The organism is Massilia sp. IC2-278 (assembly GCF_020708045.1).
In the GTDB taxonomy this organism is placed as follows: Bacteria; Pseudomonadota; Gammaproteobacteria; order Burkholderiales; family Burkholderiaceae_D; genus Telluria.
Genome location: NZ_JAJFES010000029.1, coordinates 1 through 19,966, shown reverse-complemented (window position 1 = coordinate 19,966; position 19,966 = coordinate 1). Strand labels below are relative to the sequence as shown.

16 protein-coding genes are annotated in these 19,966 nt (G+C 64.3%); 7 read left to right on the top strand and 9 right to left on the bottom strand.

All coding sequences use genetic code 11. The features are described 5' to 3' along the window. On the top strand, nt 1-326 hold a 326-nt coding region (locus LK540_RS24490), incomplete at its 5' end, for a sulfite exporter TauE/SafE family protein (protein WP_229440017.1). A gap of 12 nt (nt 327-338) precedes the next feature. On the opposite strand, the gene LK540_RS24485 is transcribed toward LK540_RS24490, so the two are convergent. Further along, nucleotides 339-1,145 carry a helix-turn-helix domain-containing protein gene (locus LK540_RS24485; RefSeq protein WP_229440016.1) on the bottom strand — a complete coding sequence of 269 codons (807 nt, stop codon included), beginning with the start codon at nt 1,143-1,145 and terminating at the stop codon, nt 339-341. A gap of 136 nt (nt 1,146-1,281) precedes the next feature. On the opposite strand from LK540_RS24485, the gene LK540_RS24480 reads away from it, so the two are divergent. Next, the gene (locus tag LK540_RS24480) at nt 1,282-3,051 is read left to right on the top strand and encodes a penicillin-binding protein 2 (protein ID WP_229440015.1); all 1,770 of its coding nucleotides are present in this window, start codon (nt 1,282-1,284) and stop codon (nt 3,049-3,051) included. Between the two features lie 4 nt (nt 3,052-3,055). On the opposite strand, the gene lgt is transcribed toward LK540_RS24480, so the two are convergent. Beyond that, nucleotides 3,056-3,889: a prolipoprotein diacylglyceryl transferase gene (gene lgt / locus LK540_RS24475; protein ID WP_229440014.1), complete on the bottom strand. Its 834-nt coding sequence runs from the start codon at nt 3,887-3,889 to the stop codon at nt 3,056-3,058. Nucleotide 3,890: 1 nt separating this feature from the next. Beyond that, nucleotides 3,891-4,781, bottom strand: a complete 891-nt coding sequence (locus tag LK540_RS24470) for a LysR family transcriptional regulator (RefSeq protein WP_229440013.1) — start codon at nt 4,779-4,781, stop codon at nt 3,891-3,893. A gap of 127 nt (nt 4,782-4,908) precedes the next feature. Between LK540_RS24470 and ilvD the strand changes: the two genes are divergently transcribed. After that, nucleotides 4,909-6,594, top strand: a complete 1,686-nt coding sequence (ilvD, locus tag LK540_RS24465) for a dihydroxy-acid dehydratase (protein ID WP_229440012.1) — start codon at nt 4,909-4,911, stop codon at nt 6,592-6,594. Between the two features lie 54 nt (nt 6,595-6,648). Here the strand turns inward: ilvD and LK540_RS24460 are convergent, their stop codons facing one another. Then, nucleotides 6,649-6,873 (bottom strand): TIGR04438 family Trp-rich protein, encoded by a 225-nt coding sequence (locus LK540_RS24460; protein ID WP_229440011.1) that lies wholly within the window; start codon nt 6,871-6,873, stop codon nt 6,649-6,651. Nucleotides 6,874-7,052: 179 nt separating this feature from the next. On the opposite strand from LK540_RS24460, the gene LK540_RS24455 reads away from it, so the two are divergent. Further along, nucleotides 7,053-7,361: a c-type cytochrome gene (locus LK540_RS24455; protein ID WP_307729203.1), complete on the top strand. Its 309-nt coding sequence runs from the start codon at nt 7,053-7,055 to the stop codon at nt 7,359-7,361. A 379-nt stretch (nt 7,362-7,740) separates the two neighbouring features. Here LK540_RS24455 and LK540_RS24450 read toward each other — a convergent pair whose 3' ends face one another. The 5 genes from LK540_RS24450 to folD form a co-directional block, all read right to left on the bottom strand. Further along, nucleotides 7,741-8,877 carry a branched-chain amino acid ABC transporter substrate-binding protein gene (locus LK540_RS24450; protein WP_229440010.1) on the bottom strand — a complete coding sequence of 379 codons (1,137 nt, stop codon included), beginning with the start codon at nt 8,875-8,877 and terminating at the stop codon, nt 7,741-7,743. A 222-nt stretch (nt 8,878-9,099) separates the two neighbouring features. Next, the gene (locus tag LK540_RS24445) at nt 9,100-9,564 is read right to left on the bottom strand and encodes a hypothetical protein (protein ID WP_229440009.1); all 465 of its coding nucleotides are present in this window, start codon (nt 9,562-9,564) and stop codon (nt 9,100-9,102) included. A 32-nt stretch (nt 9,565-9,596) separates the two neighbouring features. Continuing rightward, nucleotides 9,597-10,022, bottom strand: a complete 426-nt coding sequence (locus LK540_RS24440) for a DNA polymerase III subunit chi (RefSeq protein ID WP_229440008.1) — start codon at nt 10,020-10,022, stop codon at nt 9,597-9,599. 310 nt (nt 10,023-10,332) lie between these two features. Beyond that, a complete protein-coding gene (locus LK540_RS24435; RefSeq protein ID WP_229440007.1) occupies nt 10,333-12,411 on the bottom strand; it encodes a M3 family metallopeptidase in 2,079 nt (692 codons plus the stop codon). 17 nt (nt 12,412-12,428) lie between these two features. Next, complete coding sequence (folD, locus tag LK540_RS24430) at nt 12,429-13,337, bottom strand: bifunctional methylenetetrahydrofolate dehydrogenase/methenyltetrahydrofolate cyclohydrolase FolD (RefSeq protein WP_229440006.1); 909 nt, start codon at nt 13,335-13,337, stop codon at nt 12,429-12,431. A gap of 413 nt (nt 13,338-13,750) precedes the next feature. On the opposite strand from folD, the gene aceE reads away from it, so the two are divergent. The 3 genes from aceE (at nt 13,751) to lpdA (ending at nt 19,739) form a co-directional block, all read left to right on the top strand. Beyond that, nucleotides 13,751-16,444: a pyruvate dehydrogenase (acetyl-transferring), homodimeric type gene (gene aceE / locus LK540_RS24425; RefSeq protein WP_229440005.1), complete on the top strand. Its 2,694-nt coding sequence runs from the start codon at nt 13,751-13,753 to the stop codon at nt 16,442-16,444. Nucleotides 16,445-16,523: 79 nt separating this feature from the next. Continuing rightward, a complete protein-coding gene (gene aceF / locus LK540_RS24420; protein WP_229440004.1) occupies nt 16,524-17,855 on the top strand; it encodes a dihydrolipoyllysine-residue acetyltransferase in 1,332 nt (443 codons plus the stop codon). 12 nt (nt 17,856-17,867) lie between these two features. Further along, on the top strand, nt 17,868-19,739 hold the full coding sequence (lpdA, locus tag LK540_RS24415) for a dihydrolipoyl dehydrogenase (RefSeq protein WP_229440003.1): 1,872 nt from the start codon (nt 17,868-17,870) through the stop codon (nt 19,737-19,739). The last annotated feature ends 227 nt before the right edge of the window (nt 19,740-19,966 follow it).

Genomic DNA, 19,966 nt, shown 5'->3' with positions numbered 1-19,966 from the left:
GTTTTGTTTCCGTGCCCTTCATGACCTGGTGCGGCGTGCGCATCCACAATGCGGTGGCCACCAGCGCGGCGCTCGGGTTTCCGATCGCGCTGGCCGGCACACTGGCGAACGTCGTGTATGGCTGGGGCGAGCCGGGCTTGCCGGAGTATTCGCTCGGCTTCATCTATGTGCCGGCCTTGTCGATCATCGTCGCGGCCAGCGTCATGATGGCGCCGCTGGGGGCGCGCACCGCGCACCGGATGCCGGTGAAGGGCTTGCAGCGGATATTCGCGCTGATCCTGTATTCGCTGGCGGCCTACATGTTCTGGAAGGCGGCGACGACGTAAGCAGCGTCCCCGCTAGGACGAACCGCGCGGGAACATGTCGCCCGGCGTCACGCCGGTGAACGCACGAAACGCCGCGATAAAGGCCGACATGCTGTCGTAGCCGCAGACGACGGCAACGTCGGTCACACGGTCGCCGCGCTCGAGCATGGGCAAGGCGGCCAGGATGCGCAGGCGCTGGCGCCAGGCGCGGAAGGTCAATCCGGTCTGCTGCAGGAAAAGGCGGCTCAGGGTCTTTTCCGATACACCCAGCTCGAGCGCATGGTCGAGCAGCCGCTTGTCGCTGTCGAGCTGCGCTTCGAGCGCGCGGCAGATGGTGCGCAGGCGCGGGTCGCCCGGCCATGGCAGGGCCAGGTCGGCTTCGGGCGCGCAGGCCAGCTGGTCGAGCAGCACCCCGACCAGCCGGCCATGCGCGCTGGCCTCGTCGTATTCGGCAGGATAGCCGCTGAACGTGCGGATCAGCTCGCGCAGCAGCGGCGTGACTTCCACGACCCGGCAGGCGCCGGCGGCTTCGGCCAGGGCAGTGGGCTGGATGTACAGGCTGCGTATTTCCGTCCCCGCGAAACTGTGCACCGCATGCGGCGCGCCGGCCGGAATCCAGATCGCGTGCAGGGGCGGCGCCATGTAGCGCGCCGTATCGGTAATGACTTCGATGACACCGCGCGCGGCATACGACAACTGTGCCCACGGGTGGCAATGGCGCTGGCCGATCGCGCGGTTGGGCAGCCCCAGTGCATGGCCGTAGACCGGCCGCGGAAGTGCACGGAAGGTCCTCAGTTCCTCGATGTCGCGCAATGCGATGTCCGTTTGGCGATGTTTCATATCCGATCAGCGTTAAACCTCTACAGCCCGCTACGGTACAGTACCGCCCATTGATCCACAACGGGTAGCGGCCTGTCGTCATCGGCCCTGGCCGTGTCGCGCCTGCGCTGCCTGTCCGACGCTTCCCGCCCCATCCATGTTGAAACAGCTCCCACGCACACGCCGCGTCGTCCGGCGCAACGGCAGACCGTTCGCGGCCAGCCCCTTGCTGGCGGACGCCTTGCCGCGCTGGCGCTCGCGCTTCCTGCAGCGCCTCCTCGTGTGCGGCTTCGCCGTCCTGGCGGCGCGCGCGGTCTGGCTGCAATGCGTCACCGGCGACTTCCTGCAGCAGCAGGGCGCCTACCGCTATGCGCGCACGCTGACCCTGGCCGGCACGCGCGGCCGCATCCTCGACCGCGACGGCGCGACCCTGGCCGCCTCGGTGCCGGCGGTGTCGGTGTGGGCCGTGCCGAATGCACTGCGCGACGCCGCGCCAGAGACGGTCGACGCGCTGGCGCGGCTGCTGCGGATGGACGGCGCGGGGATCCGCAAGCAGGCCAGCCGTGCCAGGCAGCTGGTTCCCCTCAGGCGGCAGGTGGAGCCGGAGGTCGGGCGGCAGCTGGCGGCCCTGCGCATCCGCGGCATCGGGCTGAGCGAGGAAACCCGCCGCGTCTATCCGCAAGGCGAAGTCGCCAGCCAGATCGTCGGACTCGTCGGCAGGGAAGGGAACGGTCTGGAGGGGATCGAACTGGCGCGCGAAGACCGCCTGCCCGGCAAGCCGGGCGACCGCCGCGTGATCCGCGACCGGCTCGGGAACATCGTCGAGGAGGCGGGCACGGTCTCGCCGCAGCCGGGGCGGGATGTGGTCCTGTCGATCAGCAGTGCGATCCAGTACACCGCGTTCAAGGAGCTGAAGTCGGCCGTCGAGACCTTCCAGGCGCAGGCGGGCAGCGCCATCGTGGTCGACACGCGCACCGGCGAGATCCTGGCGCTGGCGAACTACCCGAGCTACGACCCGAACATCGCTTCGGAACGCCAGCGCGCGGCGATGCGCAACCGGGCGCTCACCGACAGCTACGAGCCGGGTTCGGTGCTCAAGCCGTTCACGGTGGCGCTGGCAATCGACCAGGGGCAGGCAACGCCCGACACGCTGGTCGATACCGGCGCCGGCCGCCTGGTCATCCATGGCGCGCCGATTTCCGATACCAGCGCCCACGGCGTGATCAGCGTCAGCGACGTGCTGCGCTATTCGTCCAACATCGGCACCGCGAAGCTGGCGCTCGGGATGCGCCCGCGGGACATGTGGGACATGTTCACCAAACTCGGCTTCGGCCAACCGCCGCAACTGGGCTTTCCCGGTGCGGCGGCCGGAAGGCTGCGTCCCCATGCTTCGTGGCGGCCGATCGAGCAGGCGACCATGAGCTATGGGAACGGCATCGCCGTGTCGCTGGTGCAGCTGGCGCGTGCCTATACCGTCTTCACGAACGACGGCAAGGCGATTGCCCTGACGCTGGACAAGCAAACCGGTACGCCGGCGGGGACGCAAGTGATCGCGCCGGCCACCGCGCACGCGATGCGGCGCATGCTGGAAAACGTGGTGACGAATGGGACGGCGAATGGAGGGCGGATTCCCGGCTACCGAGTCGGCGCCAAGACCGGGACGGCCTATAAAGCGGTGAACGGGCGCTATGTATTGCCGCGCAAGTACGTCGCCTCGTTCGTCGGTATCGTGCCGATGTCGGCGCCGCGTTTCATCGTTGCAGTCGTGATCGATGAACCGTCGGGCCGCCAGCACTACGGCGGGCAGGTGGCGGCGCCGGCCTTTGTCGGGATTGCCTCGAAGGCCTTGCAGGTGGCGAACATCGCGCCGGACGCGGCCGTCGAGGGGGCGATGCCGCCGGCCGAGGCGGGCGACATCGAGGACTGATCTATCAGGTCGAACGCAACGTCTGCTTGCCGTCGCGCGAGGAATACGCCCAGGCCAGCATGACCAGTGCCGCGACGATCATCGGCAGCGACAGCACCTGCCCCGAGGTGATCGGCAGGCCCATGACCGTGGTTTCCCAGTCCGGCACGCGGAACCATTCGGTGAAGAAGCGCGCGCAGCCGTACAGCAGGGTGAACATCGCGCCCACCGCCAGGCGTGGACGCGCCTTGCGTGCGAACGGCCACAGGATCAGGAACACCAGGATGCCGTCGATCAGCATCTGGTACAGCGGCGACGGGTGGCGCGGGGTGTCGAGGAAGCCGATGCCGTTCGGGTTCGGCCACAGCATCGCCCACGGCAGGCTCGGGTCGGCGATGCGGCCCGGCAGTTCGTGGTTGATGAAGTTGCCCAGGCGGCCGGCGGCATAGCCCAGCGGCACCATCGGCGCGATAAAGTCGTACACGTCGAGGATGTTGCGCTTCGATTTACGCGCCCACAGCGCCATCGCGATCAGCACGCCCAGGAAGCCGCCGTGGAAGGACATGCCGCCTTTCCAGACCTTGAGGATTTCCAGCGGGTTGGCAAAGAAATAGCCCGGCTGGTAGAACAGCACCTCGCCCAGGCGCCCGCCGAGCACGACACCGAGCATGCCGTAGAACAGCATGTCGTCCAGGTCTTCCGGCTTCCAGCCCTGCGCGGCGATGTGCGGCTGCTTGATGCGCACGCGTCCCAGGATGATAAACATCGCGAACGCGAGCACGTACATCAGGCCGTACCAGTGGATGTCCACGGGGCCGACCGAAAACGCGATCGGGTCCGGATTCGGGTGTACCAGCATATTATTCTTTCCTCAGTAATTCCAAAAAGCCCCGCAACACCGGCGAGGCATTCTCGCGGCGCCAGGCCAGCCCGAGTTCCACCAGCGGTGTCGGATTGGCAAGGGCACGGTATTCTACGCCGGGACGCTGCAGGTTCGACACGGATTGTGGCACAAGTGCCAAGCCCATGCCCGCGGACACGAGGCTGACGATGGTCTGCATCTGGATCGCTTCCTGGCCGATCGATGGCGTGATGCCGGCGTCGTGGAAGCAGCTGAGGATGGCGTCGTAGAGTGCCGGCGCACTTTTGCGCGGGAAAATGATCAGCGGCAGATGGGGCAGGGCGCGCAGGTCGACCAGTTGGCCGTCCGCCGGCAGCAGGCCTGCCGGCGCACACAATACCAGCGGTTCTTCGAGCACGCTGGCGTAGTCGAGCAGGGCTTGCGCCTTGTCGGGCAGCGGCGGAATCAACAGGCCGGCGTCGATGCGGCCGTGCAGCAGGTCGTCGATCTGCAGGTCGGTGGTCGCTTCCTGCAGCACCAGTTCGACGTTCGGAAATGCCGCGCTGTAGTCGCGCAGCAGGGGCGGCAGCACACTGTAGTCGGCCGGCGTGACAAAGGAGAGGGCCAGGCGACCCGACTCGCCGGCGGCGGCGCGGCGCACCAGCTCCGGCATGGCAGCGGCTTGCTCCAGCAGGCGGCGTGCTTCGGGCAGCAGGGCGGCGCCGGCGGGCGTCAGCTCGACCTGGCGCCGGGTGCGCAGGAACAATGGCGCACCCAGGGTTTCCTCGAGCGCGGCGATGGTTTGCGACAACGGCGGCTGGGTCATGTGCAGGCGCTGGGCGGCACGGCCGAAATGCAGCTCTTCAGCCACGGTAACGAAATAGCGCAGCTGGCGCAGTTCAAGATTCATCGATATGCGTTTCCATGGTTTATAGAGTGACTGATATGTTTTGCATATCACAGCCCGGCAAATCTTATATTTGACGCCCCCTGGTGCGCAAGGCATTCTCTCAAGACTGTTTTCAAGGAGTTATGCCATGGCCAACCCACCGCGCTACAACCGCCGATCCAGCAATATCACCGAGGGCGTGGCCCGCGCGCCGAACCGCTCGATGTACTACGCGATGGGCTATCAAAAGGATGATTTCGACAAGCCGATGATCGGCATCGCCAACGGCCACTCGACCATCACGCCCTGCAACTCGGGCCTGCAGAAGCTGGCCGACGTGGCGATTGGCGCCGTGAAGGAAGCCGGCGGCAACCCGCAAGTCTTCGGTACGCCCACCATCTCCGACGGCATGTCGATGGGCACCGAAGGTATGAAGTTCTCGCTGATCTCGCGCGAGGTGATTGCCGACTGTATCGAAACCTGCGTGAACGGCCAGTGGATGGACGGCGTGGTCGTCATCGGCGGCTGCGACAAGAACATGCCGGGCGGGATGATCGCCCTGGCGCGCGCGAATGTGCCGGGCATCTATGTCTACGGCGGCACCATCAAGCCGGGCAACTGGAAGGACAAGGATCTCACCATCGTGTCGGTGTTCGAGGCGGTGGGCGAATTCACGGCCGGGCGCATGAAGCAGGAAGACTTCGAGGGCATCGAAACGAATGCCTGTCCGTCGTCCGGTTCCTGCGGCGGCATGTACACGGCCAACACCATGTCGTCCTCGTTCGAGGCGCTGGGCATGTCGCTGATGTATTCGTCGACGATGGCGAACCCGGACGACGAAAAGGTGGGCTCGGCGGCCGAATCGGCGCGCGTGCTGGTGGAAGCGGTAAAGCGCGACCTGAAGCCGCGCGACATCATTACCCGCGAATCGATCGAGAACGCGGTGTCGCTGATCATGGCCACCGGCGGCTCGACCAACGCCGTGCTGCACTACCTCGCCATTGCCCACGCCGCCGACGTCGAATGGACGCTGGACGACTTCGAGCGCGTGCGCCGCAAGGTGCCGGTCATCTGCAACCTGAAGCCTTCCGGCCAGTACGTGGCGACCGACCTGCACAAGGCGGGCGGCGTGCCGCAGGTGATGAAGCTGTTGCTCGATGCCGGCATGCTGCATGGCGACTGCATCACCATCACCGGCCGCACCCTGGCTGAGGAACTGGCCGAGGTGCCGTCCGTCCCACGCGCCGACCAGGATGTGATCCGCACGATCGACCAGGCGCTGTACGCCCAGGGCCACCTGGCCATCCTGAAGGGTAATCTGTCGCCGGAAGGCGCGGTGGCGAAGATCACCGGCTTGAAGAACCCGGCGATTACCGGCCCGGCGCGCGTGTTCGACGACGAATACTCGGCGATGGACGCTATCCTCGGCGACAGGATCAACGCCGGCGACGTACTGGTGCTGCGCTACCTCGGCCCGAAAGGCGGCCCGGGCATGCCGGAAATGCTGGCGCCGACTGGCGCGCTGATCGGCAAGGGGCTGGGCGAATCGGTGGGTTTGATTACCGATGGACGTTTCTCGGGCGGCACCTGGGGCATGGTGGTCGGCCACGTGTCGCCGGAAGCCTTCGAGGGCGGGACGATCGCGCTGGTGCGGGAAGGGGATTCGGTGACGATCGACGCCAACCAGTTGCTGATCCAGCTGAACGTGCCTGAGGAAGAAATCGCTCGCCGCCGCACGGAATGGACCCAGCCGGCGCCGCGTTATACGCGCGGCGTGCTGGCCAAGTTCGCGAAACTGGCGTCGAGTGCCAGCAAGGGCGCCGTGACCGGCTAATTATCAATAAAAAGGGCGCTCATCGGTGCAGGGCAAAAAACCTGCGCCGATTCCTCATTTGCGCTTGTCGAAGGTTTTGTTCACCCGCGCCTTGCGGCGCCTGTCGTCTTCGTCGTGGGCTTTCTTCTTGTCCCAGCCGAGCAGCTTTTCGATGTATTCGAACCAGATAAAGGCGAACACCATCAGGCCGACGATCCACCACCAGGACAGGTTGGCAAAACGCCAGACTTCAAAGAAGCGCAGGGCGACGAGGGCGGCAATCAGCACGATCAGGGGCATGGTGGTTTCTCCGGAATGCGGCCATCTTACAAAAGATTTTCGATGCTCTGTAGCAAAATAACGTCCTGTGGCGGAAACGCCTCGCCTGCAAAACGTAAGCGTCGTTACAGAGTGTGACGGCGGCTTATCACCGCTGGGAAACGCGGTAAAATGCGGGCATTAACCATGGAGAATCTTAGATGAAACGGTCCCTGATGTTGTGCGTAGTGTTGTCGGCTCTTGCTTCTTCCAGCGCATTTGCGCAGGCCGACCTGGCGAAAGCGAAGAACTGCATGGCTTGCCACGCCGCGGCAACCAAGCTGGTGGGTCCAGCCTACAAGGACGTGGCCGCGAAATACGCCGGCCAGAAGGGCGCCGAAGACAAGCTGGTGGCCAAGGTCATGAAGGGCGGCTCGGGCGCCTGGGGTCCGGTACCAATGCCGGCCAATCCGCAGGTGAGCGAAGCGGAAGCGCGCAGCCTGGTGAAGTGGGTGCTGGATACCAAGTAATTCCAGAAGTATCGCGATGAAGCGCGCCGGCGTGAGCTAGGCGCGCTTTTTTTCGTCCCGCGATCCTGGGCGGACGCTGGCGATACTGCTGGCGTGACCCTTCGCCCGATGAATTCGCCGAAACGTGTGCAATATTGTTGGCTTGACCCGTAGGGTGGGCACTCCGTGCCCACGCGGTTACGTGCGTGACCGTTCTACGTTGGCAGTGACGATTCGCTCGCAAAGCATGTAAGGGTCAGGGACTCCGCTTTGGCGTTACGAGCGACACATCAACGCCGCAGGTGCAAGGGTAAGCACGTAACCGCGTGGGCACGGAGTGCCCACCCTACGTTGACGCAAGTGGCTTCGGCGACAGGTCGATATGCGGCAGAGACCCCGATCAACGAATCACATCCAGCTTGCTCTTCTTCCCGCCCTTGTACGTAAACAAGGTCAGCGCCCCATTCTCGATATCGCCCTTGGCATCGAACCTGATATCCCCCGTCACGCCCGTGTAACGGATCTTCTTCAGCTCCGGCAGGTATTTCACCGGTTCGACCGATTTCGCATTCTGCATGGCGGCCGCCATTACCATCACCGCGTCATACACATACGGCGCATACAATTGCACGTCCTGCCCGGTCTTCTGCCTGAAGCGGGCGCGGAAGTCGGTCATGGTCTTTTCCTGCGCGGCGCCGGTCACGCCGCCGGCCTCGGCGCAGATCACCTTGCCTTCGGCGCCGACGGCATCCCCGGCCAGGCGGCCCAGGGAGTCGGTGCAGATGCCGTCCCCACCCATGAATTTAGCGGTAATGCCCAGGTTCTTCATCTGCTTGAGCATCGGTCCGGCCACCGCATCCATGCCGCCAAAGAAGATTAAATCCGGCTTCTTGGCGCGGATCGAGGTCAGGATCGCCGTGTAGTCGGTGGCGGTGGCGCTGGTGAATTCCTTGCCGACGATTTTCACGCCCGTGCCCTTGGCATTCTTCGCGAACTCCGAGGCCACGCCCTGGCCATAGGTAGTGCGGTCGTCGATGACGGCGATGTTCTTCGCCTGCAGCGTATCGACCGCGTAGCGCGCCAGCGTGCCGCCCAGCTTGGCGTCGTCGGCCACCACGCGGAAGGCGCCGGCATAACGCTGGCGCGTGTACAGCGGCGAGGTCGAAGCCGGCGAAATCTGCGGGATGCCGGCGTCGTTGTAGATTTTCGAGGCCGGAATCGAGGTGCCCGAGGCCAGGTGCCCGATCACGCCTTTCACTTTCGCGTCGACCAGTTTCTGGGCCACGGCCGTGCCTTGCTTGGGATCGGAAGCGTCGTCCTCGGCCACCAGCTGGAAGGTGATCTTCTGGCCGTTGATTACGATGCCCTTGGCATTGAGTTCCTCGACCGCCATGCGCGCGGCGTTTTCCATGTCCTTGCCGAGGTGGGACACCGGACCCGAGGTCGGGCTGACGTGGCCGATCTTGACGACCTGCTGGGCGCCGGCGCTCCCGGCAACCAGCAACGCGACGGCAAACGGGATGAACTTGAGGGTCATACAGTCTCCAGAAATGGTGGTTGGCGACAGCGCGCAAGACCGCCAGCGTGCGCCGGTTGTGGTTTATGCAGAGCAAAAGGTACAACAATTTACAGGCTGGGGAAAGCGATAAAACGGCGCTGCCCGGTGATGGGGCGGAGGAGGGGCGCAGTGCACGCGGGCAGGGCGCAAACGAGCGGCATCCGCCCCGTGGCGGGGCAGGTTGCGTGCGGCGAAATCGGTTTATTTTTGTCCGAACTGGACGGAAGCGACCTGCTGGGCGACGACCTGCTCGACGGCCTGGCGCACGCCTTGCTGGATTTGCTCGTTGGCCGAGGACAAGGCGCTGCGGACGATGGCATCGATCTGGGTTTGCAGCTGCAGCACCACGCGCTCGGCGATGCGGCGTTCGAGCTCGTCCCAGTCGGGTTCGGCGGCCGGCGCCGGGGTGGCCTCGACAGCCGGTTCCTGCGTGATCTCTGCGGCGGGCGCTGGCGCCCCCTGCGGAATGGACTCGGCAAGCGGTGCAGGCGCTGCTGCAGGTTCGGGTTCGAAGACCGGCTCCTGTTCCAAAGGCGCTGCTTCTGTCGCCGGCTCCAGCGCGGGAATCGGCGCCGCCTCGACGGTCGGCTCCGCAGGCGCCGTTTCAGGCTTGGCCGGCGGCACCGGTTCCAGCACGAATGGCTCCAGCACAACTTCAGTCAACACGGGAATGCTGCTATCGAAGGCTGGATTCTTGTTCATGATTGGTTGGCGACGAAGTGGGTCAGCGGGTAGGACTGCTTCTTGTAGGCGACGTAGCGCTGGCGGCCGGCTGCCGCATCTGCTTCGTCGGTTGAGATGATCTCGAACACGCGCGCGAATTCGGCAAACGTGGACGGCGTGCGGCGCGTGAGGTTGACCAGCATTTCGCGGTGGGGCAGGTCGACGTCTTCGCGGTCGGTGATGACGATCGGGGTCTCGGCGGCCAGCGGGTCACCGGCGAGCACGTGGGGGATGAAATCGGTGTCGGACAGCGTCCACAGCGCTTCGTTCAGGGCGGCGGCCTGGGCCGCGTCTTCGGCGAGCAGCACGACCTTGGCGCGCGTCGACCAGGCCTTGCGCGCGAGGCGGCAGGCGTAGATCAGCTTGTCGGGAATGTTGGTGTGGAAGTCGATCCGGGTCATGGATGGGATTGTAAACCGGCGCGGGGGTGGATGGTGAGTTTGCGTCGGTGCGGGCCGGCGGCAGGTTTCCTTTGCGGGCGTTGAACCTGTACGGTGGGCACTCCGTGCCCACGCGGTTACGTGCGTGACCGTTTTACGTTGGCTGCGACGATTCGCTCGCGGAGCCTGCAAACGGCCAGGGGCTCCGTTTTGGGGTTACGAGCGACACCTCACCGCCGCAGGTGCAAGGATGAGCACGTAACCGCGTGGGCACGGAGTGCCCACCGTACGGGACGCGTCGGCGATATTCTGCCGGCGCGACCATAACGCATTACGCGTTCATGCCGTTATGCCGCAACAACGCATCAATCGACGGCTCCCGCCCACGAAACGCCTTGAACGACTCCAGCGCCGGACGCGAGCCGCCCACCGCCAGGATCTCGCGCTGGAAGCGGCGCCCGGTTTCCACCGAGATCTCGCCGCCGCCAGCCGCGACCGCTTCCTCGAACGCCGCATACGCATCCGCCGACAACACCTCGGCCCACTTGTAGCTGTAGTACCCGGCCGCGTAACCACCTGCAAAGATATGCCCGAACGAATGCTGGAAGCGGTTGAACGACGGCGGAATCATCACCGAGAACTTCTGGCGCACATCGTCGATCAATTGCTGCACGGTCTGCTGGCTATTCGGATCGAAGTCGTAGTGCAAATGCATGTCGATCAGCGAGAACTCCACCTGGCGCAGGGTCTGCATGCCCGACTGGAAGTTTTTCGCGGCCAGCATCTTGTCGTACAGCGCGCGCGGCAGCGGTTCGCCGGTCTTCACGTGGGCGGTCATGCCTTGCAACACGTCCCATTCCCAGCAGAAGTTTTCCATGAACTGAGACGGCAGCTCCACCGCATCCCATTCCACGCCCGAGATGCCCGACACCGACAATTCCTCGACTTCGGTCAGCATGTGATGCAAGCCGTGGCCGAATTCGTGGAACAGGGTCGTCACTTCATCGTGCGTGAACAGCGAAGGCTGCAGCTTGCCATCCACGGTTGCCGGCGGCGTGAAGTTGCAGGTGAGGTAGGCCACCGGGGTTTGCAGGATGCCGCCGGTCGTCATGCGGCGTCCGCGCGCATCGTCCATCCAGGCGCCCTGGCCCTTGCCGGCGCGCGCGTATAGGTCAAAATAGAACTGGCCGACCAGTTCGCCATCGCGTTCGATGCGATAGAAACGCACGTCCGGATGCCACACCGGCGCCTCGTCCGGCTTGATCTGCACCGAGAACAAACTTTGCACAACCTTGAACAGGCCTTCGATGACTTTGTGCTCAGGGAAGTATTCCTTCACTTCCTGGGCCGAGAAGGCGTAGCGCTTCTCGCGCAGTTTTTCCGAAGCATAGGCCACGTCCCAGGCCTGCATGTCCTCGATGCCGAGCTCGTCCTTGGCAAAGGCGCGCAGTTCGGCCAGGTCCTTCTCGGCGAACGGACGCGCGCGGCGCGCCAGGTCTTCGAGGAAGCTGATCACGTGGTCCGGGCTTTCGGCCATTTTCGGCACCAGCGACACTTCGGCGAAGTTGCGGTAATCCAGCAGTTTTGCCTCTTCGTCGCGCAGCTTCAGCAGCTGGGCGATGTTCGAGGTGTTGTCCCATTTCTCGAGTTCGCTGAACACGGTACCGGCATCCGACGCCTTGGTGGCGCTGGCGCGGTAGATCGTTTCGCGCAAGGCGCGGTTGCTGGCGAATTGCAGCACCGGGAAGTAGGAAGGGAAGTGCAGGGTAAATTGCCAGCCGGCCTTGCCCTCGGCTTCGGCCGCGGCGCGCGCGGCAGCCTTGGCGTCCTCGGGGATGCCGGCCAGGTCCGCTTCGTTCTCGACCACGTATTTGTAGTCGTTGGTGGCGTCGAGCACGTTTTCCGAGAAGCGCGTCGAGATGGCGGCGTGCTGTTCCTGGATGGCGGCAAAGCGTTCTTTCTTGTCTTGCGGCAGTTCGGCGCCGCCGAGGCGGAAGTCGCGCAGGGCGTTCTCGACGATGCGCTTGCGGGCCGGCGACAGGTTTGCGTATTCCGTACCCGCGCGAATCGCCTTGTACTTGTCGAACAGCGCTTCGTTCTGGCCGAGGATGGTCCAGAACTCGGTGACCTTCGGCTGGTTTTCGTTGTAGACGGCGCGCAGTTCCGGCGTGTCGGCCACGTGGTTCAGGTGATTCACGATGCCCCAGGCGCGGCCCAGGCGCTCGGTCGCTTCCTCGAGCGGGATCACGAAGTTATCCCAAGTAACGTTATCCGAGGGCGCTTCGAGCTTGTTGACCACCTCGGTGGCTTCTGCGATCAATTGTTCAATGGCAGGCGTGACGTGTTCCGGACGGAACAGGTCGAAACGCGGCAGGCCCGAGAAATCGAGAAGGGGATTGCTGGTGTTCATAAGGTTCCTTCCTCCGTTCATGCGACGCCCGGCGCGGGGACCATCCCCGCGGCCGGCGCAAGCCGTTCCTGTTGCTTGCCGAGCACGCGTTCGGCGGACTCGACGGTGTTCATCAAGAGCATCGTGATCGTCATCGGACCGACGCCGCCCGGCACCGGCGTGATGTGGGCAGCCACTTCGGCCACGGCGGCGGTATCGACGTCGCCGCACAGTTTGCCGTTGTCGTCGCGGTTCATGCCGACATCGATCACGATCGCGCCCGGTTTCACCATGTCGGCGGTCACGGTATTGCGGCGGCCGACGGCGGCGACGATCACGTCGGCCTGGCGGGTGTGGTAGCCCAGGTCCGGCGTCGCGCTATGGCAGATGGTGACAGTGGCATTCGCTTGCAAGAGCAACAGCGCCATTGGCTTGCCGACGGTGTTCGAGCGGCCGATGACCACGGCATGCTTGCCGCGCAGGTCGTAGCCGGTGGATTCGATCAGCTTCATGCAGCCGTAAGGGGTGCAGGGGCGGAAGCCGGGCAGGTTGGCAACCAGTTCGCCGGCCGACAGCACCGAGTAGCCGTCCACATCCTTGCTGGTGGCAATGGCTTCGATGACCTTGTTCGGGCTGATGTGCTTGGGCAGGGGCATTTGCACCAGGATGCCGTGGATGCTCGGGTCCTCGTTCAGGGCATGGACGCGCGCCAGCAGGTCGGCTTCGCTCAGGTCGGCGTCGTATTTTTCCAGCACCGAATGAAAGCCCACGTCGCCGCAGGCCTTGACCTTGTTGCGCACGTAGACCTGGCTGGCCGGGTCTTCGCCGACCAGGATCACGGCCAGGCCGGGCTTCTGGCCGGCGGCGGTGAGTTTGGCCGCGCGCTCGGCGATTTCGGCACGCAGTTGTTGGGAAAGTTTCACTCCGTCGATCAGTTGGGCTGGCATGGTGGGGCTCATCACTGGACAAAGATGAAATTATAAGGCCCACCGGGTATCGCGCGCCGCGCTATGCGCTTCGTTGTCATATTTACAGAGTAACCAAGGATGAGAAGCAGGATGGTGGGGTGCGTAGGGTGGGCACTTGTGCCCACGCGGTATGGCACATGTGTGCGATCGAAACATATTTTCGACAACGGACCCGTGCTACTGCGTGGGCACAAGTGCCCACCCTACGAAAAGTCACATCGCCATGATGCCAAATCCATAGGTAATTCCATATTATGAAACGATATATCGTAATTTGAAAAAGACCACTTGCACTGTTAGAATCGCATGGTTTAATTCACGTTAACTGTTCATCAAATCCGCCGCCGGCGATCTGGGGATCGGGGTGGGGCCACAAAAGGAGACGCATTACCATGTCAGCTCAACTCGACCAATTGACGGCCCAAGCCGCCAATGACCCGGACGCCCTCGAGACCAAGGAGTGGCTCGACGCGCTTGAGGCGGTCATCGAAAACGAAGGTACCGACCGCGCCCACTACCTGATGGAGCGCCTGGTCGACCTGGCGCGCCGCCGTGGCGCCCACATCCCGTTCTCCAGCAACACCGCCTACGTCAACACGATTCCGGCGCACCTGAACGTCAATTCGCCGGGCAACCTCGAATACGAAGAGCGCCTGCGCTCGTGGATGCGCTGGAACGCGATGGCGATGGTCGTCAAGGCCAACCGCGCCGACGGCGACCTGGGCGGCCACATCTCGTCGTTCGCCTCGCTGGCCAACATGCTGGGCATCGGCTTCAACCACTTCTGGCACGCCCCGACCGACACCCACGGCGGCGACCTGCTGTACATCCAGGGCCACTCCTCGCCGGGCATCTACGCGCGCGCCTTCCTCGAAGGCCGCATCTCCGAAGAGCAGCTGCTGAACTTCCGCCGCGAAGTCGACGGCAAGGGCCTGTCGTCGTACCCGCACCCGAAACTGATGCCGGACTTCTGGCAGTTCCCGACCGTCTCGATGGGCCTGGGCCCGCTGATGGCGATCTACCAGGCGCGCTTCCTGAAGTACCTGCACGCCCGCGGCATCGCCGACACCGCCAACCGCAAGGTCTGGGTCTTCTGCGGCGACGGCGAGATGGACGAGCCGGAATCGATGGGCGCGATCGGCATGGCCGCGCGCGAGCGTCTCGACAACCTGGTCATGGTCGTCAACTGCAACCTGCAGCGCCTGGACGGCCCGGTGCGCGGCAACGGCAAGATCATCCAGGAACTCGAAGCCGACTTCCGCGGCGCCGGCTGGAACGTCGTCAAGGTCATCTGGGGCTCGCAGTGGGACGCCCTGCTGTCGAAAGACAAGGACGGCATCCTGCAGCGCGTGATGATGGAAACCGTCGACGGCGAATACCAGAACTACAAGGCCAAGGATGGCGCCTACGTGCGCAAGCACTTCTTCGGCAAGCACCCTGAGCTGCTGAAGATGGTCGCCAACATGAGCGACGACGACATCTGGCGCCTGACCCGCGGCGGCCACGACCCGCACAAGATCTACGCCGCGTTCAAGAACGCGCAAGAGAACAAGGGCACCCCGACCGTGCTGCTGGTGAAGACCGTCAAGGGCTTTGGCATGGGCAAGTCGGGCGAGGCGCGCAACACCGCGCACCAGACCAAGAAACTGGACGACGAAGCCATCCGCGAAATGCGCGACCGCTTCGCGATCCCGATCCCCGACGACAAGCTGGCCGAGATCCCGTTCTTCAAGCCGGCCGACGACGCGCCGGAAATGAAGTACCTGCACGAGCGCCGTGCGGCCCTGGGCGGCTACCTGCCGCAGCGCCGTTCGAAGGCCGACGAGCAACTGGTGGTGCCGCCGCTGGAATCGTTCAAGGCCGTGCTGGAACCGACCGCGCCGGGCCGCGAGATCTCGACCACGCAATCGTATGTGCGCGTGATCACCAGCCTGCTGAAGGACCCGAGCCTGGGCCAGCGCATCGTCCCGATCCTGGTCGACGAATCGCGTACCTTCGGTATGGAAGGCCTGTTCCGCCAGATCGGCATCTTCAACCAGCAGGGCCAGTTGTACGAGCCGGTCGACAAGGACCAGGTCATGTACTACCGCGAAGACAAGGCCGGCCAGATCCTGCAAGAGGGCATCAACGAAGCGGGCGGCATGAGCTCGTGGATCGCGGCGGCGACCTCGTACTCGTCGAACAACCGCACCATGGTGCCGTTCTACACCTTCTACTCGATGTTCGGCATGCAGCGCGTGGGCGACCTGGTCTGGCTGGCGGGCGACATCCGTGCGCGCGGCTTCCTGATGGGCGGCACCGCCGGCCGCACCACGCTGAACGGCGAAGGCCTGCAGCACGAGGACGGCCACAGCCACATCATCGCGGCCACGGTTCCGAACTGCCTGCCGTACGACCCGACCTTCGGTCACGAAGTGGCGGTGATCATCCGTGACGGCCTGCGCCGCATGGTGGAAGAACAGGAAGACGTGTTCTACTACATCACCATCATGAACGAGAACTACGAGCAGCCAGGCCTGACCGCCGGCACCGAAGAGGGCATCCTGAAGGGCATGTACCTGTTCAAGAAGGGCGGCGAAACCGAACACCGTGTCCAGCTGATCGGTTGCGGCACCATCCTGCGCGAGTCGATCTTCGCCGCCGAACTGCTGTCGGCCGACTGGGGCATCGCCGCCGACGTCTGGTCTGCACCGTCGCTGACGCTGCTGGCCCGTGACGGCCAGGATTGCGAGCGCTGGAACATGGTCAACCCGGAAGCCGAACAGCGCGTGCCGTACGTGACCTCGCTGATGCAGGACAGCACCGGCCCGATCGTCGCGACCACCGACTACATGCGCATGTTCGCCGAACAGATCCGCGCCTACATGCCGAAGGACCGCACCTATAAAGTGCTCGGCACCGACGGCTTCGGCCGTTCGGATTCGCGCGTCAAGCTGCGCGAGTTCTTCGAGGTGAACCGCTACTACGTCGTGGTTGCCGCCCTGCGCGCGCTGGCCGACGAAGGCAAGATCGACAAGTCGGTCGTGGCCCAGGCGATCGCCAAGTACGGCATCGATGCGAACAAGCCGAATCCGGTGACCCAGTAATCAATGCGAGTAGTGTGTGCCGGCCCTGCGGGGCTGGCGCGCGCTGTTCAGCCAGATAAAAAATAACGGAGCTAACACTATGAGCATTGTGGAAGTCAAAGTCCCGGACATCGGCGACTTCAAGGAAGTCGAAGTCATTGAACTGATGGTCAAGCCGGGCGACACGATCAAGGTCGACCAGTCGCTGGTGACCGTCGAATCCGACAAGGCGTCGATGGAGATCCCGTCGAGCCATGCCGGCGTGGTCAAGGAAATCAAAGTGAAGGTCGGCGACAAGGTTGCCGAAGGTTCGCTCGTGCTGATGCTGGAAGAAGCGGAAGGCGGCGCTGCTGCGCCGGCGGCTCCGGCTGCTGAAGCTGCACCGGCCCCTGCTGCCGCGCCTGCGCCGGCTGCTGCTGCTCCAGCACCCGCACCGGCTGCTGCGCCAGCTCCGGCACCAGCTGCCGCACCGGCGCCTGCCGCCGCCCCAGCCGGCGATGCAAGCAAAGCCCACGCCTCCCCATCGATCCGCAAGTTCGCGCGCGAACTCGGCGTCGACCTGTCGCGCGTGCCGGGCACCGGTCCGAAGAACCGCATCACCCAGCAGGACGTGCAGAACTTCGTCAAGGGCGTGATGGCCGCCGGCCCAACCGCCGCACCGGCCGCCAAGGGCGGTTCCGGCGTCGGCCTGGACCTGCTGCCATGGCCGTCGCTCGACTTCTCGAAGTTCGGCGCCACCGAAACCGTGCCGCTCTCGCGCATCAAGAAGATCAGCGGCCCGAACCTGCACCGCAACTGGGTCATGATCCCGCACGTCACGCAGTTCGACGAAGCCGACGTCACCGACCTGGAACAGTTCCGCGTCGATTCGAACGCCGCGCTGGCCAAGCAGAAGTCCGCCGTCAAGCTGACCATGCTGGCTTTCGTGATCAAGGCCTCGGTCGCCGCGCTGAAGAAGTACCCGCAATTCAACTCGTCGATCAGCGAAGACGGTTCGGCCCTCATCGTCAAGCAGTACTACAACATCGGCTTCGCGGCCGACACCCCGAACGGCCTGGTGGTCCCGGTCGTGAAGGACGCCGACAAGAAAACCGTGTCGCAGATCGCTACCGAAATGGGCGAACTCTCAAGCCAGGCCCGCGAAGGCAAGCTCTCGCCAGCCAACATGCAGGGCGCGAGCTTCACCATTTCGTCGCTGGGCGGCATTGGCGGTACGGCCTTTACGCCGATCATCAACGCGCCTGAAGTGGCCATCCTCGGCCTGTCGAAGTCGGCGATGAAGCCGGTCTGGGACGGCTCCACCTTCCAGCCGCGCCTGATGCTGCCGCTGTCGCTGTCGTACGACCACCGCGTCATCGACGGCGCCGGCGCCGCCCGCTTCGCCGCCTACCTGGCCGAAGTGCTGGCCGACCTGCGCAAGACCCTTCTGTAAGGAGCGCCGAGCATGAGTACTGTTGAAGTAAAAGTCCCGAACATCGGCGATTTCAAGGACGTCGAGATCATCGAACTGATGGTCAAGCCCGGCGACACGATCAAGGTCGACCAGTCGCTGGTCACCGTGGAATCGGACAAGGCCTCGATGGAGATTCCGTCGACCCACGCCGGCGTGGTGCAGGAACTGAAGGTCAAGGTCGGCGACAAGGTGAACGAAGGTTCGCTGCTGCTGATGCTGGACGAGAGTGGTGCAGGTGCCTCGGCGCCTGCCGCTGCTGCGCCGACCCCTGCCGAAAAGCCTGCCGAATCGTCGAAGCCGGACGCGCAGATCGGCGCGCAAGCCGTTGCGCCGACCGCCGCCGCCGGCCCGACCGACTCGTACGCACCGGCGCATAAAGCCGACGCCGCCGCCCCGAACGCCGTGCCTGCGCCGAACGCGGCCAGCTATAGCGGCCAGGTCGACATCGAGTGCGAAATGATGGTGCTGGGCGCCGGCCCTGGCGGCTACTCGGCCGCCTTCCGTTCGGCCGACCTCGGCATGAACACGGTGCTGGTCGAGAAGTACGCTACTCTCGGCGGCGTCTGCCTGAACGTGGGCTGCATCCCGTCGAAGGCGCTGCTGCACGTGGCGCACATCATGGACGAGACCGCGCACATGGCCGACCTCGGCGTTTCCTTCGCCCGCCCGGAAGTCGACATCGACAAGCTGCGCGCGCACAAGGACAAGGTCATCAAGACCATGACCGGCGGCCTGGCCGGCATGGCCAAGGCGCGCAAGGTGAACGTGGTGCAGGGCGTGGGCCAGTTCCTCTCGCCTAACCACATCGAAGTCAGCGCAGCCGACGGTTCGAAAAAGGTCGTGAAGTTCGCGAAAGCGATCATCGCCGCCGGCTCCGCGGTCGTGAAGCTGCCTTTCGTGCCGGAAGACCCGCGCATCGTCGATTCGACCGGCGCGCTGGAACTGCGCCAGGTACCGAAGCGCATGCTGGTCATCGGCGGCGGCATCATCGGCCTGGAAATGGCAACCGTCTACTCGACCCTCGGTGCGCGCATCGACGTGGTCGAGATGATGGACGGTCTGATGCAGGGCGCGGACCGCGAAGCCGTCAAGGTCTGGCAGAAGTTCAACGCCCACCGCTTCGACAACATCATGTTGAAGACCAAGACCGTCGGCGTGGAAGCGCTGCCGGAAGGGATCAAGGTCACGTTCGAGTCGGCTGAAGAAGGCACCGCCGCACCGGAACCGCAGCTGTACGACATGGTGCTGGTGGCCGTCGGCCGCAGCCCGAACGGCAAGAAGATCGCCGCGGATAAAGCCGGCGTGGCCGTGACCGACCGCGGCTTCATCGGCGTAGACGGCCAGATGCGCACCAACGTGCCGCACATCTTCGCCATCGGCGACCTGGTGGGCCAGCCGATGCTGGCGCACAAGGCGGTGCATGAAGCCCACGTGGCTGCGGAAGCGGCGCATGGCGAGAAGGCTTACTTCGACGCCAAGGTCATTCCATCGGTGGCCTACACCGACCCGGAAGTGGCATGGGCCGGCATCACCGAAGACGAAGCCAAGCAGAAGGGCATCAAGGTCGAGAAGGGCCACTTCCCGTGGGCCGCATCGGGCCGCGCCGTGGCCAACGGCCGTGCCGAGGGCTTCACCAAGCTGCTGTTCGACGCCGAAACCCACCGCATCATCGGCGGCACCATCGTCGGCACGAATGCCGGCGACATGATCGGCGAGATCGCGCTGGCAATCGAGATGGGCGCGGATGGCATCGACATCGGCAAGACGATTCACCCGCACCCGACGCTGGGCGAATCGATCGGCATGGCGGCGGAAGCCTACGAAGGCGTGTGCACGGACTTGCCGCCGCCGCGCAAGCGTTGAGCTGACAGTTCGCAGGAATGAAAACGGGACCGCAAGGTCCCGTTTTTTTATGATCGTCGTTTGCGAATGAGAAGTCGAGACGCCGACCGTACGGTGGGCACCTGTTTGATACAGGGACATAGGTAACACATTGCTAGAGACATAGGTAACACCTTTTATGATCGTTGCAAGCCAACAATTTGGAGCTTGCGATGCCTTGGAAGGAGAGTTCCCTGATGTCTTCCCGT